Source organism: Streptomyces cylindrosporus, assembly GCF_022698165.1.
Taxonomy (GTDB): Bacteria; Actinomycetota; Actinomycetes; order Streptomycetales; family Streptomycetaceae; genus Streptomyces; species Streptomyces cylindrosporus.
Genome location: NZ_JALDAY010000012.1, coordinates 1 through 21,234 on the forward strand (window position 1 = coordinate 1; position 21,234 = coordinate 21,234).

Here is a 21,234-nt window from a genome sequence, read left to right on the forward strand (position 1 = left end):
AAATTTTGGGAAAACCCCCGCATCATTTGGTGCGGGGGTTTTCTGCGTTTAGGGGCCCCAATCCCCAACGGGCCGCCCCATTACAGGCGACCCGCCGTCTTCAGTGCGAGATACGCGTCCGCCAGCGCCGGCGCCAGTTCATCCGGCGTCTCGTCGACGACCGTAACCCCGTGGCGGCGGAGTTGTTCCGCGGTGCGGTGGCGTTCGCTCTGGGCCTGGGCGGCCGCTGCTGCCTCGTACACCGCGTCGGTGTTTCCACGAGCCTGCGCCATGCGTGCGATGTACGGGTCCGCCACCGAGGCCACCAGGACCGTGTGGCGCTGGGTGAGTTGGGAGAGGACGGGGAGGAGGCCTTCCTCGACGGGGGCCGTGTCGAGGCTCGTGAGCAGGACGATCAGGGAGCGGCGTGGGGCCGTACGGAGGGCCGTGGCGGTGAGGCCTCGGGCGTCCAGTTCGACCAGTTCGGGTTCGATGGTGGCCATCGCGTTGACCAGGGACGGGAGTACGTCGCGGGCGGTGCGGCCCTGGACGAGGGCGCGTACACGGCGGTCGTAGGCGAGGAGGTCGACGCGGTCGCCGGCGCGGGAGGCCAGGGCGGCCAGGAGCAGGGCCGCGTCCATGGAGGCGTCGAGGCGGGGGGCGTCGCCGACGCGGCCCGCGGCGGTGCGGCCGGTGTCGAGGACGACGAGGATGTGGCGGTCGCGTTCGGGGCGCCAGGTGCGTACGGCGACCGTGGACTGGCGGGCCGTCGCGCGCCAGTCGATGGAGCGGGTGTCGTCGCCGGGGACGTACTCGCGAAGGCTGTCGAATTCCGTTCCCTCGCCGCGGATGAGGACGCTGGTGCGGCCGTCGAGTTCGCGGAGGCGGGCGAGCTTCGACGGGAGGTGCTTGCGGCTGGTGAAGGGCGGCAGGACGCGGACCGTCCAGGGGACTTTGTGGGTGCCTTGGCGGGAGAAGAGGCCGAGGGGGCCGTACGAGCGGATTGTTACGCGGTCTGCTTGGCGGTCGCCTCGGCGGGTGGGGCGTAGGCGGGTGGTGATGCGGCGGCGCTCGCCCGCGGGGACCGTCAGGCGGTGGCGGGATGCCTCGACCTCGGTGCCTGGTTGCCAGCTGCTCGGGGGCCAGGCGTCACGCACGCGCGCGCGTAGCGGGCGATTGGACGGGTTGGTGATTGTCAGGGTCACGTCGGCGGCTTCGCCCAGGCGTGCGGAGGTGTCGCCGGAGCGGGTCAGGCCGAGGCGTCGTACCGGAGCCGCGAGGGCGAAGTCGCAGGCACAGGCCAGGGCGATCGGGGCGTTGACGGCGAGGATGCCCGTCCAGCCGGGGGCCCAGATGCCTACGGGGAGGGAGCCGAGGGCCGCGAGTAGCGCGGCGCGTCCGGTGAGCGCCATCAGCGGGGTACGGGGAGGTGGGCGAGGATCGCGTTGATGACGGAGTCGGCCGTCACGCCCTCCATCTCGGCCTCCGGGCGGAGCTGTACGCGGTGTCGGAGCGTGGGGAGGGCCAGGGCTTTTACGTCGTCCGGGATGACGTAGTCGCGGCCGGTGAGCCATGCCCACGCGCGCGAGGTGGCCAGGAGGGCGGTCGCGCCGCGGGGGGAGACGCCCAGGGTGAGGGACGGGGACTCGCGGGTGGCGCGGCAGATGTCGACCACGTAGGCGGTGATCTCGGGGGAGATCGTCGTCTTGGCGACCGCGGCGCGGGCGGCCTCGAGGTCGGCGGGGCCGGCGACCGGGCGGACGCCGGCGGCGCGCAGGTCGCGCGGGTTGAAGCCCTCGGCGTGGCGGGTGAGGACGTCGATCTCGTCCTGGCGGGAGGGGAGGGGGATGGTGAGCTTGAGGAGGAAACGGTCCAGCTGTGCTTCGGGCAGGGGGTACGTGCCCTCGTACTCGACCGGGTTCTGGGTCGCGGCGACCAGGAAGGGCTCGGGGAGCGGGCGGGGGGTGCCGTCGACCGTGACCTGGCGCTCCTCCATGGCCTCCAGGAGGGAGGACTGGGTCTTGGGCGGGGTGCGGTTGATCTCGTCCGCGAGGAGGAGGTTGGTGAAGACCGGGCCGGGCTGGAAGGAGAACTCGGCGGTGCGGGCGTCGTAGACGAGGGAGCCCGTGATGTCGCTCGGCATGAGGTCCGGAGTGAACTGGACGCGCTTCGTGTCGAGTTCGAGTGCGGACGCGAGGGCGCGGACGAGCAACGTTTTGGCGACTCCAGGGACTCCTTCTAGTAGAACGTGTCCGCGGCAGAGGAGGGCGACGACGAGGCCGGTCACGGCGGGGTCCTGGCCGACCACGGCTTTGGCGATCTCGGCGCGCAGGGCCTCCAGGGAGGCTCGGGCTCGGCCCGGGTCCCCGGTGTTCCCGGCGTTGTCAGTGGTCGGGGCCATCATGGACGGCGTACCTCTCTTTCGAGGGCGTCGAGTTGGTCGGCGAGGGCGATCAGGGCCGCGTCGTCGCCGGGCGGCGGGCCGAAGAGGAGGGAGTGCTGGGCCTGGCCGTCGCCGTGGAGGTGGGCGGACAGGGCGGGGAGCAGGGCCTCGGGCGCGTGCGCCTGGGAGATGGGGACGCCTACGAGGGGGGCGAGGCGGGTGCGGGTGGTGGAGCGAAGAGCGGCGGCCGCGCGGTCGCGGGCGTTCGCCTTGCGGTAGAGGCGGGCGCGGCCTTCGACGGTCTCGGAGGCGCGGATCGCGACGGGGAGTCTTTCGGGCACGAGAGGGCCGAGTCGGCGTGCCCGCCAGAGGGCGGTGAGGGCTGCCGCGACGAAGAGCTGCACCGTGCCCCAGATCCAGCCGTCGGGGAGCAGGTCGAAGAAGCTCTTCTCGTCGCCCGAGCCGGCGGCCGAGGAGTCGGAGAGCGAGGGGAGGTACCAGACCAGATGGGGGCGCGAGCCGAGGAGTTGGAGGGCGAGCGAGGCGTTGCCCTGCTCGTCGAGGCGGTCGTTGAAGAGGATGTCCGGCGCGCCGAGGACGACGGTGTCGCCGTCCCCGGAGGTCTGGGGGACGCGCAGCAGGGTGGCCAGGCGCTCGCTGGGGTAGCACTTGTCGGCGTCGAGGTGGGTGGTGGTGTAGCGGATGCCGCCCGTGTCGGCGCTGCCCGCGCGCTGGGCGGCGGGGAGCCGGCAGGCGGGGGCGAGCGTCGAGTCGAAGCTGGTGGCGGGGTCGGCGGTGACGCCGGGTACGAGCTTCTCGACGGACGAGCTGCCGGGGGCGACGAGGACGGTGCGGCCGCCGGAGTCGCTGATCGCGGAGTGCAGGCCGGACTGTTGACGGTTCGTCAGCAGGTCGGGGACGGCCACCAGGAGGGTGGTGTCCGGGGTTGCCGCGGCGCGGGCCTCGTCCAGGGTGGTGACCACGCGCGTGGACACGCCGCGGTCGGCGAGGAGTTCGGCGACGGCACGGCTGCCGTAGGGGTCGACGGAGCGCGGGTCGAGGTCGCCGTGCCGGGTGTCGGAGCGGACCACGGCGATGACGACGGCCCCGGCCAGCAGGAGGACGACGGCGAGGGCGATGCCTCGCGCGCGGGTCCACACCTGGCGGGCGGTGGGCGAGGCCGAGGTGGTGGGGAGCGTGGCCTCCGCGGTCATTCGGCGGCTCCCTGGCGGACGTTGTGGGCCGTGCTGGAAGTGCTGCTCGTGAGCTGGGGCTTGGTGCGTTCGACGTCGCGGTCGAGTTCGGCGATGCGGTGGTACGACGTCTCGCTCGCCCTGCGGCCGCCGTACGTGACGTCGTCGAAGTCCCGGGCGGCGGCGCGCAGTCGGTCCAGCTGGGAGGGCAGCGCGCGGCCCGCTTCCGCGGCGGCCTCGTCGGCGGTGCGGCCGGGGCGGGCGTCCAGGAGGGCGCGCTCCTCCAGGGAGCGGACCATGGCGCGCATGCGTTCCTGGACGGCCTGGTTCCAGTGGCCCTGGGCGGCGTGTGCCTCGGCGGCCGCGCGGTGTTCGGCGGCGCTGCGGGGACGGTCGTCGAACAGGGCGGCGGCGGAGGCGGGTTCACGGCGCGGGGTGCCCAGGCGCCACCACAGCGCCCCCAGCGCGGCGACGACGGCCACGATGACGACGACCAGCCCGAGCGCTCCTCCGGGTGTCGCGGACGCGGCCGTGCCGAAGAGCTTGTCGACCCAGTCCCAGAAGGCGTTCAGGGCGCGCTGGAACAGGCTGGGGTCGTTCTCGTGGTACATGCGCTTGGACAGTTCGCGCCGGGCCGCCTCCCGCGCGGGGTCGCGCGGGATCGTCACCGGCGGTTCGTCGCCGGAGCGCGCGAGCGACAGTACGGCGGTGTCGCCGGCGCGCAGCAGGGCCCGTACGGCCGACTCGGCGGTGTGCGCGAATGCCGCCGTGAGAACTCCCCCCGTCGGACTCACCGCATCAGCTCCCCGAGCCGGTTTCGGTGCCGTAGCCCTGGAGACCGGCGGCGCGGGCCAGGTCGAGGTCGAGGGCCTCGCGGCGGATGCGCTGGTCGATGTAGAGGAGCACGGTGACGCCGGCCGTGATCGGGAAGGTGACCATGGAGCCGATCACCGAGCCGATGCCGCTGATGATGAGGAAGGTCCAGCCGAGGCCGCTGCTCGCGCCGTTGAAGAAGCCGACGATGCCGTCCCCGCTGAAGGCGGCGGCGATGAGCGTGAAGGGGATGACCACGATCGACGCGACGATGTTCGCGATGACCGTGGCGAGCAGCTGGATGCCGAAGACCCGCCACCAGGAGCCGCGGACGAGCTTCACGGAGCGGCTCATGGACTTCGTGATGCCCTGCTTCTCCAGCATCAGCGCGGGCGAGGCGAGGGAGAAGCGGATCATCAGCCACAGGGCGACGACACCGGCGCCGAGGCCGCCCAGGACGGCGAGCGCGCCACCCAGGCCGCCCGATCCGGAGAGAGCCACGAGGATGCCCGGCAGGGTGCCGCCGAACACGATGCCGACGGCGATGACCAGCAGCAGGAAGATCAGGCCGAACAGCCTGAGCACCTGCGGCCGGGCGTCGCGCCAGGCCTCGCCGGCGGTGACCGACTTGCCGAGGACAGCACGGCTGGTGACTGTCGTGAGCATGGCGGTCGCCACGACCTGGCCGATGAGGGTGATGAGGGAGACGACACCGAGTCCGACCATGGCGTCGGTGAAGGCGCGGGTGATCTCGCTGAGGCTGGCGCTCGGGTCGTTCAGGGTCTCGCTGGTGGCGGTGTCGTTGAGGACCAGGCCCTGGAGAAGGATGACGACGATCTCCGTGACGACCGCGACGGTCAGCGAGATGCCGAGGACCGTGCGCCAGTAGGTGCGCATGGTGGAGACCGCGCCGTCGAGGATCTCGCCGACGCCGAGCGGGCGGAGGGGGATCACGCCGGGCTTGGCCGCGGGCGGCGGACCGCCCCAGGCGCCGCTCCAACCGCCGCCCCAGCCACCCTGGGGACCATAACCGCCGTAGCCACCCGGGCCGTTGGGGCCGCCGGGCGGCCTGCCGCCCCAGCCGGGGCCGGGCGGTGGGGGCGGCGGGGTCTGGCCGGGGCTCGCGGAACCGGTGGGGGCGGACCACTGGCCGGGTGGCGGCTGCTCCTTGGACCAGTTCGCGCCTGGGCCCTGCGGGTCCGGGCCCGGCTGGTCGGCGGGTTCCGTGGCGCCGGGACGGTCGGTGGGCTCGGCGGGGCCGGACGCACCGGGTTCCTGTCCGTCGGACGGGGCGGATCCGGGCGAGGCCCAGCCCGGAGTGTCTTTCATCGTCGCTCCTTCACGGTGCCCGTCCGCGGTCGCGGCGGCAGGTTGGCAGCCATCGTGCCATGGGGTGGTGGCGGAGGTACCGGCCGCGGTATGGGCTGCACACCTTCAATAGTCCGCCGTACAAGGGGCAGACTGACCGCATGGCTGATCAGTACGCGCAAAACGGCGAGGACAGCAGGCCGACCGAGATACCGGCGATCCGCTGGGAGGAGCCACCCGAGGGCCCCGTACTTGTCCTGCTGGACCAGACGAGGCTGCCGGCCGAGGAGGTCGAACTGGTCTGTACGGACGCGTCCGCGCTGGTGGAGGCGATCCGGTCGCTCGCCGTGCGCGGGGCGCCCTTGCTCGGCATCGCGGGGGCGTACGGGGTCGCGCTCGCCGCCGCGCGCGGGTTCGACGTGGACGAGGCGTCGACCGTGCTGGCGGGTGCCAGGCCCACCGCGGTGAATCTCGCCGTGGGGGTGCGCAGGGCGCAGGCCGCGCACCGGGCCGAGTTCGCCAGGAGTGGCGATGCCGGGCGGGCCGCGGCGGCGGCGCTGGCGGCGGCGCGGCAGCTGCACCGGGAGGACGCCGAGGCGAGCGCCCGGATGGCCGAGCGCGGACTGGCGCTGCTGGAGGAGCTGTTGCCGGGTGGCGGGCACCGGATCCTGACGCACTGCAACACCGGGTCGCTGGTGTCGGGCGGGGAGGGGACGGCGTTCGCGGTAGCGCTGGCGGCGCACCGGGCGGGGCAGTTGCGGCGGCTGTGGGTCGACGAGACGCGGCCCCTGCTGCAGGGCGCTCGTCTGACGGCGTACGAGGCGGCGCGCAGCGGGATGGCGTACACCCTGCTCACGGACAACGCGGCGGGTTCGCTGTTCGCGGCCGGTGAGGTGGACGCGGTGCTGATCGGGGCGGACCGGATCGCGGCCGACGGGTCGGTGGCGAACAAGGTGGGGAGTTATCCGCTGGCGGTGCTGGCGCGGTACCACCATGTGCCGTTCATCGTGGTGGCGCCGGTGACGACGATCGACCCGGACACCCCGGACGGGGCGTCCATCGAGGTCGAGCAGCGGGCCGGGCACGAGGTGACGGAGATCGTCGCGCCGCAGGTGCCGACGGCCGGTGCGGAGGCCGGGGGCGGGATACCGGTGGCGCCGTTGGGGACGCAGGCGTACAACCCCGCGTTCGATGTGACGCCGCCCGAGCTGGTGACAGCGATCGTCACCGAGGAGGGTGCTGTTTCGCCGGTGACGGCCGAGGCGCTCGCGGAGCTGTGCGCGAGGTCGCGGAAGGTGTCGATCGGCTGATCGGCCGGAAGCCGGTGGCCCGGTCGCATGGTCACGGTGCGCCTACCCTGGGTAGCTGACATCCGTTGCCGACACCGACGTCGCGGGACAGGGGCAGACAGTGACGGTCGAGTACGACTATCGTCACGGGCCAGTGACGCTGCTCACCTGCACCTTCGCCACCGTTATGAGAATGGGATGATGTCGTTTATGAAGGGACGAGTCCTTGTCGTCGACGACGACACGGCACTGGCCGAGATGCTCGGCATCGTGCTGCGTGGTGAAGGTTTTGAGCCGTCTTTCGTCGCCGACGGTGACAAGGCGCTGGCCGCATTCCGGGAGAGCAAGCCCGATCTGGTGCTGCTCGACCTGATGCTGCCCGGGCGGGACGGCATCGAGGTGTGCCGCCTGATCAGGGCCGAGTCGGGCGTGCCGATCGTGATGCTGACGGCCAAGAGCGACACCGTCGACGTGGTGGTGGGGCTGGAGAGCGGCGCCGACGACTACATCGTCAAGCCGTTCAAGCCGAAGGAGCTCGTGGCCCGCATCCGGGCGCGCCTCAGGCGTTCGGAGGAGCCGGCGCCGGAGCAGCTGGCCATCGGTGACCTGGTCATCGACGTGGCCGGGCACTCCGTGAAGCGGGACGGGCAGTCGATCGCGCTGACGCCGCTGGAGTTCGACCTGCTGGTGGCGCTCGCGCGCAAGCCGTGGCAGGTGTTCACCCGTGAGGTGCTCCTCGAGCAGGTGTGGGGCTACCGGCACGCGGCCGACACCCGGCTTGTGAATGTTCACGTCCAGCGGCTGCGTTCCAAGGTGGAGAAGGACCCGGAGCGCCCGGAGATCGTGGTGACCGTCCGGGGCGTCGGATACAAGGCAGGACCGAGCTGAAATGACCGGTGACAGTGCCGCTTCGGCGTCCGGGCCGGCAGGGGCCCGCGCGGGGCGGCCTGTCGGCCACAAGACGCCGGGCTCGCGTTGGCAGCGTCTGCTGGAGGGCGGGCTGCTGCAGGGCGGGGTCCAGGGCAGCCCGGTGCTGCGGCTGTTCATGCGCTGGGTACGGCGGCCGCTGCTGCCCGTCATGCGGCTGTGGCGGCGCAACATCCAGCTCAAGGTCGTGGTCACGACCCTCCTGATGTCGCTGGGCGTGGTGCTGCTGCTCGGCTTCGTCGTCATCGGGCAGGTGCGCAACGGTCTGCTGGACGCCAAGGTGAAGGCCTCGCAGAGCCAGGCCACCGGCGGTTTCGCGGTGGCCAAGCAGAAGGCCGACGAGGCCGGGACCGGCAGCGGTGACACCGCCGATTCGACGGACGGACGGCAGGCGCAGAACCTCACCCCGTGGATGAGCGACCTCGTCGAGTCCCTCTCCAGCGGCGGCCAGGGCGCCTTCGACGTGGTGACGCTGCCAGCGGGCGACAACAGCGGCGGCGGGCGCGGGCCACGCGCCTCCGGCCAAGTCGACCCGACGTCCAGCGTCCCCGACGACCTGCGCACACGGATCAACGAGAGCACGACGGCCGCACAGAGCTACACGCGGATCATCTACAAGGACAGCGACAAGGAGTCGCAGCCCGCGCTGGTCATCGGCAAGCAGGTCAACGACCCGAACGGCGACCCGTACCAGTTGTACTACCTTTTCCCGCTCACGCAGGAGGAGAAGTCGCTGAGCCTGGTCAAGGGCACGCTGGCGACCGCGGGGCTCTTCGTCGTCGTACTGCTCGGGGCGATCGCCTGGCTCGTCGTGCGGCAGGTCGTGACGCCGGTGCGGATGGCGGCCGGGATCGCCGAGCGGCTGTCCGCGGGCAAGCTCCAGGAGCGGATGAAGGTCACCGGCGAGGACGACATCGCCCGCCTGGGCGAGGCCTTCAACAAGATGGCGCAGAACCTCCAGCTGAAGATCCAGCAGCTGGAGGACCTGTCGCGGATGCAGCGGCGGTTCGTGTCGGACGTGTCGCACGAGCTGCGGACGCCGCTGACGACCGTACGGATGGCCGCCGACGTCATCCACGAGGCCCGCGAGGACTTCGATCCGGTGACCGCGCGGTCCGCGGAGCTGCTCGCCGACCAGCTGGACCGGTTCGAGTCGCTGCTCGCCGACCTGCTGGAGATCAGCCGCTTCGACGCGGGCGCGGCGGCGCTGGAGGCGGAGCCGATAGACCTGCGCGAGGTCGTACGACGGGTCGTCAGCGGGGCCGAGCCGCTCGCCGAGCGCAAGGGCACGCACATACGCGTGCTGGGCGACCAGCAGCCCGTCGTCGCCGAGGCGGACGCACGGCGCGTGGAGCGGGTGCTGCGCAACCTCGTCGTCAACGCCGTGGAGCACGGCGAGGGCAAGGACGTCGTCGTCAAGCTCGCCTCGGCGGGCGGGGCGGTCGCGGTCGCGGTGCGCGACTACGGTGTCGGGCTCAAGCCCGGCGAGGCCACGCGCGTGTTCAGCCGTTTCTGGCGGGCCGACCCGGCACGCGCGCGTACCACGGGTGGTACGGGCCTGGGGCTGTCGATCGCCCTGGAGGACGCGCGGCTGCACGGTGGCTGGCTGCAGGCGTGGGGCGAGCCGGGCGGCGGCTCGCAGTTCCGGCTGACGCTGCCCAGGACGGCCGACGAGCCGCTGCGGGGCTCGCCGATACCGCTGGAGCCCAAGGACTCGCGGCGCAACCGCGGACTCAACGACGCGGGGCTGCCGCGTGGAGGCGCCGACAAGCCCGCCACCGTGCCCGCACAGCCCCTGGGAGACCAGATACCGCCCATTGCCCCGAGGCTCGCCGGAGTGGCCCCCACGGCCGATCCCACGGCTTTGCCGGGCAACGGCGCGCGTGTGGTGCCCCGCCCCGCCTCGGGCGTGCGGCGGCAGGACGAGACGCCCCCGGCGGACGGGGCACGGAGTGAGAGCGCGAGCCGTCCGGACACCGGTGCGGGCGACTCGACGAAGCAAGGGGAGGCATTCCGTGGGCGCTGACCGCGAGGGGGGTGCCCGGCGCAGACGGGCGCGCGCGGTGGCGTACGGCGCCTGTGGCGTCGTACTGCTGGCGGGGTGTGCCTCGATGCCGGACAGCGGGGATCTCAGGGGCGTCGACTCCACGCCGCAGCAGGACACACAGGTGCGGGTCTTCGCGATGCCGCCGCAGGAGAACGCGCAGCCCGTGGAGATCGTGTCGGGCTTCCTGGAGGCGCTGACCAGCGACGATCCGAACTACTCGACGGCACGGCAGTACCTGACCGCCGCGGCGTCCAAGGCATGGAGGCCGGGGCTGTCCACCATGGTCCTCACGGACGGGCCGGGCGCCGACGTCCATCACACCAACGGTCGCGAGGAGACCGACGAGGTGTCGTACACGCTGACCGGCACCAAGGTCGCGAGGGTGGACTCGCAGCAGTCGTACGCGCCCGCGAGCGGGCGCTACAGTGCGCCGCTGCATCTCGCGCTGGACAAGAAGACCAAGCAGTGGCGCATCGACTCGCTGCCCCAGGGCGTCGTCATGGGGAAGTCGGACTTCCAGCGCAACTACATGTCCGTCAACAAGTACTACTTCGCCTCGAACACCGTGGCGCGCACGGCCCCGCAGCCGACCGCGGTCGCCGATCCCGTCTACGTACGGCGGCGCGTCGATCCCATGACGCAGATGGTGCGTTCGGTGCTCAACGGCCCGACGAACTGGCTGAACCCGGTGGTGCGGACGAGTTTCCCGACCGGTACGGCGCTCCAGAAGGGCGTCAGCTCGCTGACCCCTGACGACCAGAACAAGCTGACCGTGCCGCTGAACGCGAACGCCGCCCGGGTCGGGAACACCAAGTGCAGCGAGATGGCGGCGCAGCTGCTGTTCACGTTGCAGGACCTCAGCCCCGCGGTGGACGAGGTCGAGCTGAGCTCCGGCGGCAAGCGGCTGTGCTCGCTCGCCGAGAACCGGGAAGACGCCGTCGCCGCGCGGGGTTCGGTGGACGAACCCGCCTACCTGTACTTCATCGACAACAAGAACCGGCTGGTGCGGATCGCGGCCGGCAGCCCCAGCACCAAGGCCGATCCGGTGCCCGGGGCACTGGGCGAGGGCGCCAAGGCGCTGCGGTCGGTGGCCGTCTCCCGGGACGAGCACACCGCGGCCGGGGTCGCCACGGCCGGCAAGGAGCTGTACGTCGCCTCGCTGGTGTCCGGCGGTTCGCTGGGCGAGCCCGTGCTGGTCAGCGGCGGCAGGACGGAGGCGGACCGGCTCACGGCACCCAGCTGGGACGCGAACGGCGACCTGTGGGTGGCCGACCGCAACCCCGCCGACCCGCGGCTGCTCCTGTTGGAGCAGGGCAAGGGCGAGCCGCTGGTGGTCCGGACGCCGGACCTGGACGGGCGGATCGAGGACGTGCGGGTGGCCGCCGACGGGGTGCGGATCGCGCTCGTGGTGGCGAAGGGCGACAAGAAGTCGCTGCTCATCGGGCGGATCGAGCGTGGTGCGGACGGTGACCCGAAGTCCGTCTCGGTGCTCGAACTGCGCTCCGCGACGCCGGAGTTGGAGGACGTCACCGCCATGTCGTGGGCCGGTGAGAGCCAGCTCGTGGTGGTGGGGCGCGAGCACGACGGTGTGCAGACCATGCGTTACGTCCAGGTCGACGGCTCCACGCCGGAGGGGCCGGCGCCCGCGGCGCTCACCGGCGTCAAGGAGATCACGGCGACCGAGTCCGACCAGCTGCCGTTGGTGGCGTACTCGGAGGACGGCATCGTGCGGCTGGCGTCGGGCGGCCAGTGGCAGAAGCTGGTCGCGTCCGGGATGGCGCCGGTCTATCCCGGGTGAGCCGACAAGGGCTTCGAAGAGAGCGGTCGCTTCTGGTCGGGGGCGGCCGCTTTCGGTTGTCCGGGGCGCGGTGACAGCTTCGGGTTGTGGTTCGTCGGCGCGGGACGGGGATCTCTCGGGCCGGACCGGGCCGCGGGTGTGGAGCAGGCGGAGGCTTGTTTTCGGGGCCGTGCGAGTTGTCCACAGGGAGTTATCCACAGGGGTGGTCGGGTGGCTCGGGCGTTGGCACAGTGGTGGGCATGCGGGGGTGGTGGCAGGACCTCACCGATCTGGTGCTGCCGGCCGAGTGCGGAGGCTGCGGGAGGCCTCGCACGGTGCTCTGTCCGGAGTGCCGTGCCGCCCTGAGCGGGGCCGCACCGAGCCGGGTGCGACCGGTGCCGGAGCCGCCCGGGCTGCCCGTGGTGCACGCGGCCGCCCGGTACGCCGACGAGGTGCGCGCAGTGCTCCTGGCACACAAGGAGCGCGGCGCCCTGGCCTTGGCGACGCCGCTGGGCACGGCGCTGGCGGGGGCCGTGGCGGCGGGGCTGCGGGAGACAGGGAGATGTGGATGGGGTGAGGGCGATGGGGGTGTGACGGCGGGGCCGGGTGGCGGGGGTGTCATGGAGAGGCCGGGGCTCGTGGGTGTCGCGGCGGAGCCAAGTCGCGTCGGCGTCTCGGCGGGGCCAGGTCGTGTGGGTGTCTCGGCCGAGTTCGGTGGCGAGGGCACGGTGGCGGGGCTCGGTGGCGAGGGCACGGTGGCGGGGCTCGGTGGCGAGGGCACGGTGGCGGAGCTCGGTGGCGAGGGCACGGTGGCGGGGCTCGGTGGCGGCGGTACGGCGGCGGAGCTCGGCCTGGCGGACACGTCGGCAGGACCCCGTGGCGCGGGTGCGCCAGCAGTGTTCGGTGACTTGTTCGGTGACTCGGCGATGCCCGTGGGGCGCACGGATGCGTCTGCCGGGCGCGGCTGCGGGCCGGGCGGCGTTGCCGTGGATGCCCGTCGGCCCGTGCTGCTCGTTCCCGTGCCGTCGGGGCGGGCCGCTGTGCGGGCGCGGGGGCATGATCCGGCGCGGCGGATCGCGCTTGCGGCGGCGGGGGAGCTGCGGCGGAGCGGGGTTCCGGCGCGGGTGCTCGCCGTGCTGCGGCAGCGGCGTGCCGTGGCCGACCAGTCGGGGCTCAACTCCCGGCAGCGGCTGGAGAATCTCGCGGGCGCGCTGACCGTGGCGCCCGGTGGGGAAGGGCTGTTGCGCGCAGGCCGGGTCGTGCTCGTCGACGACCTGATGACGACCGGCGCGTCTCTGACCGAGGCGGCGCGTGCCGTGCGGGCGGCGATGGCGGACAGGACGGACAGGACAGAGGGGGAAGTGACAACTGCTGTGTATACGGCGGCTGCTCGGGAAGGCATGGGGGAACCGTTCGCCGGGCCGGCGGACCAAGGGGTCGGCCGTCGGCGAGCCGTGCCGGGAAAGACAGGGGCAGGAGGCGCCCATGACGTGATCTGCGCGGCCGTGGTCGCGGCATCGCCTGATTCTTTCGAAATAAACCGGAACTGACTGCAAACTTGCATCGTTGCAGGTAATGACAGGGTCAATTCACCTGAACGGAGGTACGCCGCGGTAGAGGGTGACGACATCCGTCCGGGCGAGATATGTTCGGTTGTGAGAGAAAGGCGCAGGCCACACCTCTCATACGCGAATGCCGTGCTGCGGGTTTTCCTCAATCACCCGTGCCGGTGGAGTGGAGATCTTGCCCGTGGGGGAGGAGGTGGAAGTCACCGAGTCCGTAGGTTCCGGAGTTCGCCGGAGCCTGGTGCAAAAGGGAGATGCTCCGCCCACTGGAGCGGAGTGATCCGGGAACGGAGTTCTGCGTGGACATCGTCGTCAAGGGCCGCAAGACCGAGGTGCCCGAGCGGTTCCGCAAGCACGTGGCCGAGAAGCTGAAGCTGGAGAAGATCCAGAAGCTCGATGGCAAGGTGATCAGCCTCGACGTCGAGGTGTCCAAGGAGCCCAACCCCCGACAGGCCGACCGTTGCGACCGAGTGGAGATCACGCTCCGCTCCCGCGGTCCGGTGATCCGGGCGGAGGCAGCGGCCAGCGATCCGTACGCGGCACTCGACCTGGCGGCGGAGAAGCTGGACGCCCGGCTGCGCAAGCAGCACGACAAGCGGTTCTCGCGCCGTGGCGCGCGCCGGATCTCGGCCGCCGAGGTCCCCGACCACGTCCCTGGCGCGGCGACGCTGAACGGGAACGGCCACCCCGTCCACGAGGAAGAGACGGACGGCGTCCCCACGAAGAAGATCGGCTCGCTCGAGGTCAAGGGCGAAGGCCCCCTCATCGTCCGCGAGAAGACCCACGTCGCCTCCCCGATGACTCTCGACCAGGCCCTCTACGAGATGGAACTGGTCGGCCACGACTTCTACCTGTTCGTCGACTCCGAGACCAAGGAACCGAGTGTCGTCTACCGGCGGCACGCGTACGACTACGGCGTCATCCACCTCAGCACCGACCCGATGGTCGCCCAGGCGCAGTCTCCCGCGCCCGGCGGCACGCTGGGTGGCTGATCCGCGCGGCCGGCAGTTGAGCCAGTGCCCCTGGAGCGCCTGTGCGCCCCCAGGGGCACCGGTGTGCGACCACTTCGCGCCCCGCTCTGTCACCGCGTTGTCGCCCGGGCATGGAATCATGGCCGCAATGGCCCAACCGGTGGGCCGTTGCCTTGGGTTGGCGTTGGCACAGCACCACAGGCCACAGCCTTCAGGGGGAGGAACGATGGCGGACAGCTTCGGACCGATGCAGGACGGAGATGCCGACGGCGGCGTCGTCGGCATGGGCCCGGACGCGGGCTCTCCACGCAAGGAACCGATCAGAGTCCTTGTCGTGGACGACCACGCCCTCTTCCGCCGTGGCCTGGAGATCGTGCTCGCGGCCGAGGAGGACATCCAGGTCGTCGGGGAGGCCGGGGACGGCGCGGAGGCCGTCGACAAGGCCGCCGACCTGCTGCCCGACATCGTCCTGATGGACGTACGGATGCCCAAGCGCGGCGGGATCGAGGCGTGCACCTCCATCAAGGAGGTCGCCCCCAGCGCGAAGATCATCATGCTGACGATCAGCGACGAGGAAGCCGATCTCTACGACGCGATCAAGGCGGGCGCGACCGGCTATCTCCTCAAGGAGATCTCCACGGACGAGGTGGCCACCGCCATTCGCGCGGTGGCCGACGGGCAGTCGCAGATCAGCCCTTCCATGGCGTCGAAACTGCTCACCGAGTTCAAATCGATGATCCAGCGCACCGACGAGCGCCGACTCGTGCCCGCGCCGCGGCTCACCGACCGTGAACTCGAGGTCCTCAAGCTGGTCGCCACGGGAATGAACAACCGGGACATCGCCAAGGAGTTGTTCATCTCCGAGAACACCGTGAAGAACCACGTGCGCAACATCCTGGAGAAGCTGCAGCTGCACTCCAGGATGGAGGCCGTGGTGTACGCGATGCGGGAGAAGATCCTCGAAATCCGCTGACGGGGGTTCGTCGACGCCGCTCAGCGCATCGCCGCGATCAGCGCCCGCGTCACCTCCTTGGTGAGCGGCTCGCGCAGCTCGGGGGCGTCCACACGCTCCACTCGTACGGAGGTGCAGTTCACCCAGCTCGCCGCCTCGACCAGCGCCTGGGCCACCGCCGGGACCGCCTTCGGCCCGTCCAGGGTGACCTGCTTGGCGACCAGGGTGTCGCCCGCGCGCGCCGGGTCCACCCGGCCGACCAGACGGCCGCCCGCCAGGACCGGCATCGCGAAGTAGCCGTACACCCGCTTCGGCTTGGGGACGTATGCCTCCAGGCGGTGGGTGAAGCCGAAGATCCGCTCCGTGCGCGCCCGTTCCCAGATCAGGGAGTCGAACGGGGAGAGCAGCGTGGTGCGGTGGCGGCCGCGCGGGGGCGTGGCGAGTGCCTCCGGGTCGGCCCAGGCCGGTTTCCCCCAGCCCTCGACCGTGACCGGGACCAGGCCCGAGTCGGCGATCACGGCATCGACCTGCTCACCCTTGAGACGGTGATAGTCGGCGATGTCCGCGCGCGTGCCCACGCCCAGCGACTGGCCGGCCAGGCGGACCAGGCGGCGCAGGCACTCCGCGTCGTCCAGCTCGTCGTGCAGCAGCGCCTCCGGGACGGCGCGCTCGGCGAGGTCGTACACCCGCTTCCAGCCGCGGCGCTGCACGCACACCACCTCGCCGTACATCAGCGCGCGCTCCACCGCGACCTTGGCGCCGGACCAGTCCCACCACTCGCTGGTGCGCTTGGCGCCGCCCAACTCCGTGGCGGTGAGCGGGCCTTCGGCGCGGAGCTGCTTGATGACCTGGTCGTAGGCGCCGTCGGGGAGGTCGTGGTTCCAGTGCGGGCGGGCGCGGTAGGCGCGGCGGCGGAAGGCGAAGTGGGGCCATTCCTCGACGGGGAGGATGCATGCCGCGTGGGACCAGTACTCGAAGGCGTGGGGCTCGCCGGTCGCGGCCGTGTTCCAGTACGCGTCCTCGACCGTCTTGCGGCCCACCGCGCCGAGGCGGGCGTACGGGATGAGCTCGTGCGAGCGGGCGAGGACGGAGATGGTGTCCAGCTGGACCGCGCCGAGATGGCGGAGGACGCCGCGGACTCCGGCCCTGCGGTCGGGGGAGCCGAGGAAACCCTGGGCGCGCAGGGCGATTCGGCGGGCGTCGTCTGCCGAGAGCTCGGTGGTGGGGCGCGGGGTCGTCATGGTCCGCACGATAGAAGGTGGGTCTGACAACGCGGGCTGAGCTGCGCTTTCGCGGTCAGTCGTGCGAGGCGGGCGCCGGCAGGTACGGCGCCGTCGACGGCAGGCCCAGGTCCGAGGGCAGGAGGGCGCCGACCCAGGCGTCGCGGCGGACGCCCTGATGGATCATCGCGGAGCGCAGGGTGCCCTCGACGACGAAACCGGCGCGCTCGGCCACCGCGCGCGAGGGGGCGTTGCCGACCTCCGCGCGCCATTCCACGCGGTCGACCGACAGTTCGGCGAAGGCCCAGCGCGAGATCGTGGCCACGGCCTCGGTGACGTAACCCTTGCCGCGGTGTTCCTTGGTGCCCCAGAAACCGATCTCGGCCGTGCTCAGTGAGCGCATGTAGAGGCCGATCATGCCCACCAGTTCCTCCCCTTCGGGGAGGAACAGTCCCCAGTCGAGCATCGTGCCGTCGGCCCAGCCGTCGGGCACCATCTGCTGCGTGAAAGCCTGGGCGTGCTCGGGCAGATAGGGCGAGGGAATCGTCGTCCAGCGCTGGATCTCGGGATCCTGCGCGGCCTTGTAGACGGCGTCGGTGTCCTGCGGGCCGGGCGGGCGAAGGAGAAGGCGGGGGGTCGTGAGCGTCACGGGGTCCATCGGCCGATTCTGCTCGGGGCCCGGACGGGCACGCCAATTTTTTGCCGTGCGTGAGCGGGTGATCACAATTCGCGCAATTCGTCGGAGCGGGACGGCACCATCCGCGGGGCCCGTCCGTTGTCCCCTTTGAAGAAGATTTGAAGCGGTGTGCCGAGCAGTCGGCGGCCGTCGTCACAGCAGGCCTCCCGACCGGGCCGGGTCCTCGCATACGATGGCCGTTGCTCAGTAAGTCAAATGGAAACCGACCGTCCCAGGCCCGACCGGCAAGGAGACCAACCCCCGTGTCCGTCCTCTCGAAGATCATGCGTGCAGGCGAAGGCAAGATCCTGCGCAAGCTGCACCGCATCGCGGACCAGGTCAACTCCATCGAAGAGGACTTCGAAGGCCTCTCCGACGCCGAGCTGCGGGCCCTCACCGACGAGTACAAGCAGCGTTACGAAGACGGCGAGAGCCTGGACGACCTGCTCCCCGAGGCGTTCGCCACCGTGCGCGAGGCCGCCAAGCGCGTCCTCGGCCAGCGCCACTACGACGTGCAGATCATGGGTGGCGCGGCCCTCCACCTCGGCTATGTGGCCGAGATGAAGACCGGTGAGGGCAAGACGCTCGTCGGCACCCTGCCCGCGTATCTGAACGCGCTGTCGGGCAAGGGCGTCCACCTCATCACGGTCAACGACTACCTGGCCGAGCGCGACTCCGAGATGATGGGCCGCGTCCACCGGTTCCTCGGCCTCGAAGTCGGCTGCATCCTCGCCAACATGACGCCGGCCCAGCGCCGCGAGCAGTACGCGTGCGACATCACGTACGGCACGAACAACGAGTTCGGCTTCGACTACCTGCGCGACAACATGGCGTGGTCCAAGGACGAGCTCGTCCAGCGCGGCCACAACTTCGCGATCGTCGACGAGGTCGACTCCATCCTGGTCGACGAGGCCCGTACGCCGCTGATCATCTCCGGCCCGGCCGACCAGGCCACCAAGTGGTACGGCGACTTCGCCAAGCTGGTCCTGCGCCTGAAGAAGGGCGAGGCGGGCAACCCGCTCAAGGGCGTCGAGGAGACCGGCGACTACGACGTCGACGAGAAGAAGCGCACGGTCGCCATCCACGAGTCCGGTGTCTCCAAGGTCGAGGACTGGCTGGGCATCGACAACCTCTACGAGTCGGTGAACACGCCTCTGGTGGGCTACCTGAACAACGCCATCAAGGCGAAGGAGCTCTTCAAGAAGGACAAGGACTACGTCGTCCTCGACGGCGAGGTCATGATCGTCGACGAGCACACCGGCCGTATCCTCGCCGGCCGCCGCTACAACGAGGGCATGCACCAGGCGATCGAGGCGAAGGAAGGGGTGGACATCAAGGACGAGAACCAGACCCTCGCCACGATCACCCTCCAGAACTTCTTCCGCCTCTACAAGCGCCACGACCAGAACGGCAAGGAGCTGCCCGGTCTGTCCGGCATGACCGGTACGGCCATGACCGAGGCCGCCGAGTTCCACCAGATCTACAAGCTCGGCGTCGTCCCGATCCCGACCAACCGGCCGATGATCCGCAAGGACCAGTCGGACCTGATCTACCGCACCGAGGTCGCGAAGTTCGAGGCGGTCGTCGACGACATCGTCGAGAAGCACGAGAAGGGCCAGCCGATCCTCGTCGGTACGACGTCGGTCGAGAAGTCCGAGTACCTCTCGCAGCAGCTGTCCAAGCGAGGCGTCCAGCACGAGGTGCTGAACGCGAAGCAGCACGACCGTGAGGCGATCATCGTCGCCCAGGCCGGCCGCAAGGGCGCCGTCACCGTGGCCACCAACATGGCCGGCCGCGGTACGGACATCAAGCTCGGCGGCAACCCCGACGACCTCGCCGAGGCCGAGCTGCGCCAGCGCGGCCTCGACCCCGAGGAGCACATCGAGGAGTGGGCCGCGGCCCTGCCGGCCGCCCTGGAGCGGGCCGAGAAGGCCGTGAAGGCGGAGTTCGAGGAGGTCAAGGAGCTCGGCGGGCTCTACGTCCTCGGCACCGAGCGGCACGAGTCGCGCCGTATCGACAACCAGCTGCGCGGCCGCTCCGGCCGTCAGGGCGACCCCGGCGAGTCCCGCTTCTACCTCTCCCTCGGCGACGACCTGATGCGCCTGTTCAAGGCCCAGATGGTCGAGCGCGTGATGTCGATGGCGAACGTCCCGGACGACGTGCCGATCGAGAACAAGATGGTCACGCGCGCGATCGCGTCCGCCCAGTCGCAGGTCGAGCAGCAGAACTTCGAGACCCGTAAGAACGTCCTGAAGTACGACGAGGTCCTCAACCGCCAGCGCGAGGTCATCTACGGCGAGCGCCGCCGCGTCCTGGAGGGCGAGGACCTGCAGGAGCAGGTCGGCCACTTCATGGACGACACGATCGACGCGTACGTCAACGCCGAGACCGCCGAGGGCTTCGCCGAGGACTGGGACCTCGACCGCCTCTGGGGCGCCTTCAAGCAGCTCTACCCGGTGAAGATCACCGTCGAGGAGCTGGAGGAGGCCGCGGGTGACCGGGCCGGTCTGACCGCCGAGTTCATCTCCGAGTCCATCAAGGACGACATCCACGAGCAGTACGAGGCGCGCGAGGCGCAGCTCGGCTCCGAGATCATGCGTGAGCTGGAGCGCCGGGTCGTGCTGTCGGTCCTGGACCGCAAGTGGCGCGAGCACCTCTACGAGATGGACTACCTCCAGGAGGGCATCGGCCTGCGCGCGATGGCGCAGAAGGACCCGCTGGTCGAGTACCAGCGCGAGGGCTTCGACATGTTCACCGCCATGATGGAGGGCATCAAGGAGGAGTCCGTCGGCTACCTGTTCAACCTGGAGGTCCAGGTCGAGCAGCAGGTCGAGGAGGTCCCGGTCGAGGACGCGACGCCGGTCGACATGGAGAAGCAGGACGCGGTGCCGGCTCAGGCGGGTTCCCGGCCGGAGATCCGCGCCAAGGGGCTGGACGCCCCGCAGCGCCGCAACCTCCACTTCTCCGCGCCGACCGTGGACGGCGAGGGCGGCACCATCGAGGGCGACTTCGTCGGCGACGAGGAGCCGGTCCGCTCGGAGGCCGACGGCCTCACGCGCGCGGAGCGGCGCAAGCAGTCGCGCGGGCGTCGCCGTAAGAAGTAAGCAGGCGAAGGGTGGTCGCGGGCCGGTAAGTGCCGGTGCCCGCGGTCGCGCAGCGGCTTGAAGGGCCGGGTCACCCGAGGGTGCCCGGCCCTTCGGCGTGTGTGGTCGCGGAGGCTAGTCGTCGGCCGGGCGCGGCGGCCGGGCTCCGCCCAGTTCCACCGCGGTGCAGCGCCAGCGCAGGTCGGGGCCCTGTTCCAGGCGGAAGGCCATGGCGCGCAGCTGGTCGCCGGCGCCGATGCGGGCGAAGGCCTCGATGGCGCCGGGGCGCGGGACGCAGTAGCCGATGTCACGGACGACGGGACGCGCGCCACGGGTGCGCAGGGGACCCCGCTCGGCGAGCCAGGCGAGCTCGTCGTAGGCACGGCCGACCGTGTGCCGGAGCATCCAGTGCACGGGCCGCTGCCCGCTCAGGACGGCGAGGAGCCGGTCGGCGAAGAGGTCGGTGGGACTGGGCTGCGGCACGGGCGCGCGGAGGGCCTGGGCGGGACGGGTGGCGGTGGGGGAGGCGACGGCCAGGGCTGCCGGGGCGGCACTTTGCGGTGCCGGGTGAGGGGCGGGGTGAGCGGCGCTGTGAGGTGCCCGGCCGTTCGCCGAGCCCGGAGGGGAAGCGTGGGTGAACGGCGTGGCAGGGGGTGACGGCGGAGGCAGCGCGGCCGTTCCGTTTCGGGTCGTGGTCGGGCTCGTGCGGTCCGTCCTGCCGGGGCTTCCGGGGGCCGGCGCGGGGCGGCCGTCGGTCGGCCTGGTGTTTCCGTAGGGAGCGGTGCCGCGGGCTCCGGGCGGGCGGCCGTCTCCCGGTGCGGTGCGGGGCGTGGACGCTCCCGGGTTGCGTGGCGGGGCGCCGCCGGGGCGGCGGGAGTCTCGGCGGCCCGGCGGACGGGTGCCCGGCTGGAGCTGCGCCCTGGTCATGACCTTGTGCATCGGGATCCCCGTTCAGTCGGCCCGGGCGATACCGGGCGGTAACTTGGCGTTGGGGATCTTGTACGGGGGTGTGGACCGCCGCCGCAAGGAAGGGCGGGGTCGCGCCGGGGCG

16 protein-coding genes and 1 pseudogene are annotated in these 21,234 nt (G+C 71.4%); 9 read left to right on the forward strand and 8 right to left on the reverse strand.

Annotated features, from left to right (window positions below; all coding sequences use genetic code 11):
* Positions 1-80 precede the first annotated feature (80 nt).
* From MQP27_RS35090 to MQP27_RS35110, 5 genes are read right to left on the reverse strand one after another with little or no spacing between them, the layout of a single operon-like run.
* The gene (locus tag MQP27_RS35090; RefSeq protein ID WP_242772798.1) at positions 81-1,391 is read right to left on the reverse strand and encodes a DUF58 domain-containing protein; all 1,311 of its coding nucleotides are present in this window, start codon (positions 1,389-1,391) and stop codon (positions 81-83) included.
* On the reverse strand, positions 1,391-2,380 hold the full coding sequence (locus MQP27_RS35095) for an AAA family ATPase (protein ID WP_242773464.1): 990 nt from the start codon (positions 2,378-2,380) through the stop codon (positions 1,391-1,393). Before MQP27_RS35095 ends, MQP27_RS35090 begins: the two co-directional genes overlap by 1 nt.
* Positions 2,380-3,576: a DUF4350 domain-containing protein gene (locus tag MQP27_RS35100; RefSeq protein WP_242772802.1), complete on the reverse strand. Its 1,197-nt coding sequence runs from the start codon at positions 3,574-3,576 to the stop codon at positions 2,380-2,382. Before MQP27_RS35100 ends, MQP27_RS35095 begins: the two co-directional genes overlap by 1 nt.
* Positions 3,573-4,349 carry a DUF4129 domain-containing protein gene (locus MQP27_RS35105; protein ID WP_242772805.1) on the reverse strand — a complete coding sequence of 259 codons (777 nt, stop codon included), beginning with the start codon at positions 4,347-4,349 and terminating at the stop codon, positions 3,573-3,575. Before MQP27_RS35105 ends, MQP27_RS35100 begins: the two co-directional genes overlap by 4 nt.
* A 4-nt stretch (positions 4,350-4,353) precedes the next feature.
* Positions 4,354-5,697, reverse strand: a complete 1,344-nt coding sequence (locus tag MQP27_RS35110; protein WP_242772808.1) for a proline-rich domain-containing protein — start codon at positions 5,695-5,697, stop codon at positions 4,354-4,356.
* Between the two features lie 140 nt (positions 5,698-5,837).
* Here MQP27_RS35110 and mtnA point away from each other — a divergent pair, with 140 nt between their 5' ends.
* The 8 genes and pseudogenes from mtnA (at position 5,838) to MQP27_RS35145 (ending at position 15,225) form a co-directional block, all read left to right on the forward strand.
* Positions 5,838-6,986 (forward strand): S-methyl-5-thioribose-1-phosphate isomerase, encoded by a 1,149-nt coding sequence (mtnA, locus tag MQP27_RS35115; protein WP_242772811.1) that lies wholly within the window; start codon positions 5,838-5,840, stop codon positions 6,984-6,986.
* Between the two features lie 177 nt (positions 6,987-7,163).
* Entirely contained in the window at positions 7,164-7,853 is a 690-nt protein-coding gene (mtrA, locus tag MQP27_RS35120; protein WP_187284748.1) for a two-component system response regulator MtrA, read from the forward strand.
* A gap of 1 nt (position 7,854) precedes the next feature.
* Positions 7,855-9,918, forward strand: a complete 2,064-nt coding sequence (gene mtrB / locus MQP27_RS35125) for an MtrAB system histidine kinase MtrB (protein WP_242772814.1) — start codon at positions 7,855-7,857, stop codon at positions 9,916-9,918.
* Positions 9,908-11,737, forward strand: a complete 1,830-nt coding sequence (locus MQP27_RS35130) for an LpqB family beta-propeller domain-containing protein (RefSeq protein ID WP_242772817.1) — start codon at positions 9,908-9,910, stop codon at positions 11,735-11,737. The genes mtrB and MQP27_RS35130 overlap by 11 nt, the downstream gene beginning before the upstream one ends.
* A gap of 239 nt (positions 11,738-11,976) precedes the next feature.
* Positions 11,977-12,291 (forward strand): annotated as a pseudogene (locus MQP27_RS51915) (ComF family protein); the annotation flags it as partial.
* 276 nt (positions 12,292-12,567) lie between these two features.
* Positions 12,568-13,266: a ComF family protein gene (locus tag MQP27_RS35135; RefSeq protein ID WP_372511410.1), complete on the forward strand. Its 699-nt coding sequence runs from the start codon at positions 12,568-12,570 to the stop codon at positions 13,264-13,266.
* A gap of 314 nt (positions 13,267-13,580) precedes the next feature.
* The gene (gene hpf / locus MQP27_RS35140; protein WP_242772819.1) at positions 13,581-14,273 is read left to right on the forward strand and encodes a ribosome hibernation-promoting factor, HPF/YfiA family; all 693 of its coding nucleotides are present in this window, start codon (positions 13,581-13,583) and stop codon (positions 14,271-14,273) included.
* Positions 14,274-14,478: 205 nt separating this feature from the next.
* Positions 14,479-15,225 carry a response regulator gene (locus MQP27_RS35145; RefSeq protein WP_242772821.1) on the forward strand — a complete coding sequence of 249 codons (747 nt, stop codon included), beginning with the start codon at positions 14,479-14,481 and terminating at the stop codon, positions 15,223-15,225.
* 20 nt (positions 15,226-15,245) lie between these two features.
* On the opposite strand, the gene MQP27_RS35150 is transcribed toward MQP27_RS35145, so the two are convergent.
* Both MQP27_RS35150 and MQP27_RS35155 read right to left on the reverse strand, forming a co-directional pair.
* Positions 15,246-16,445 (reverse strand): winged helix-turn-helix domain-containing protein, encoded by a 1,200-nt coding sequence (locus MQP27_RS35150; protein WP_242772823.1) that lies wholly within the window; start codon positions 16,443-16,445, stop codon positions 15,246-15,248.
* A 55-nt stretch (positions 16,446-16,500) separates the two neighbouring features.
* Positions 16,501-17,082: a GNAT family N-acetyltransferase gene (locus tag MQP27_RS35155; protein ID WP_242772825.1), complete on the reverse strand. Its 582-nt coding sequence runs from the start codon at positions 17,080-17,082 to the stop codon at positions 16,501-16,503.
* Positions 17,083-17,363: 281 nt separating this feature from the next.
* Here MQP27_RS35155 and secA point away from each other — a divergent pair, with 281 nt between their 5' ends.
* The gene (gene secA / locus MQP27_RS35160; protein ID WP_242772827.1) at positions 17,364-20,204 is read left to right on the forward strand and encodes a preprotein translocase subunit SecA; all 2,841 of its coding nucleotides are present in this window, start codon (positions 17,364-17,366) and stop codon (positions 20,202-20,204) included.
* Positions 20,205-20,318: 114 nt separating this feature from the next.
* Here secA and MQP27_RS51765 read toward each other — a convergent pair whose 3' ends face one another.
* Positions 20,319-21,122 (reverse strand): Rv3235 family protein, encoded by an 804-nt coding sequence (locus MQP27_RS51765; RefSeq protein ID WP_242772830.1) that lies wholly within the window; start codon positions 21,120-21,122, stop codon positions 20,319-20,321.
* Positions 21,123-21,234: the final 112 nt, after the last annotated feature.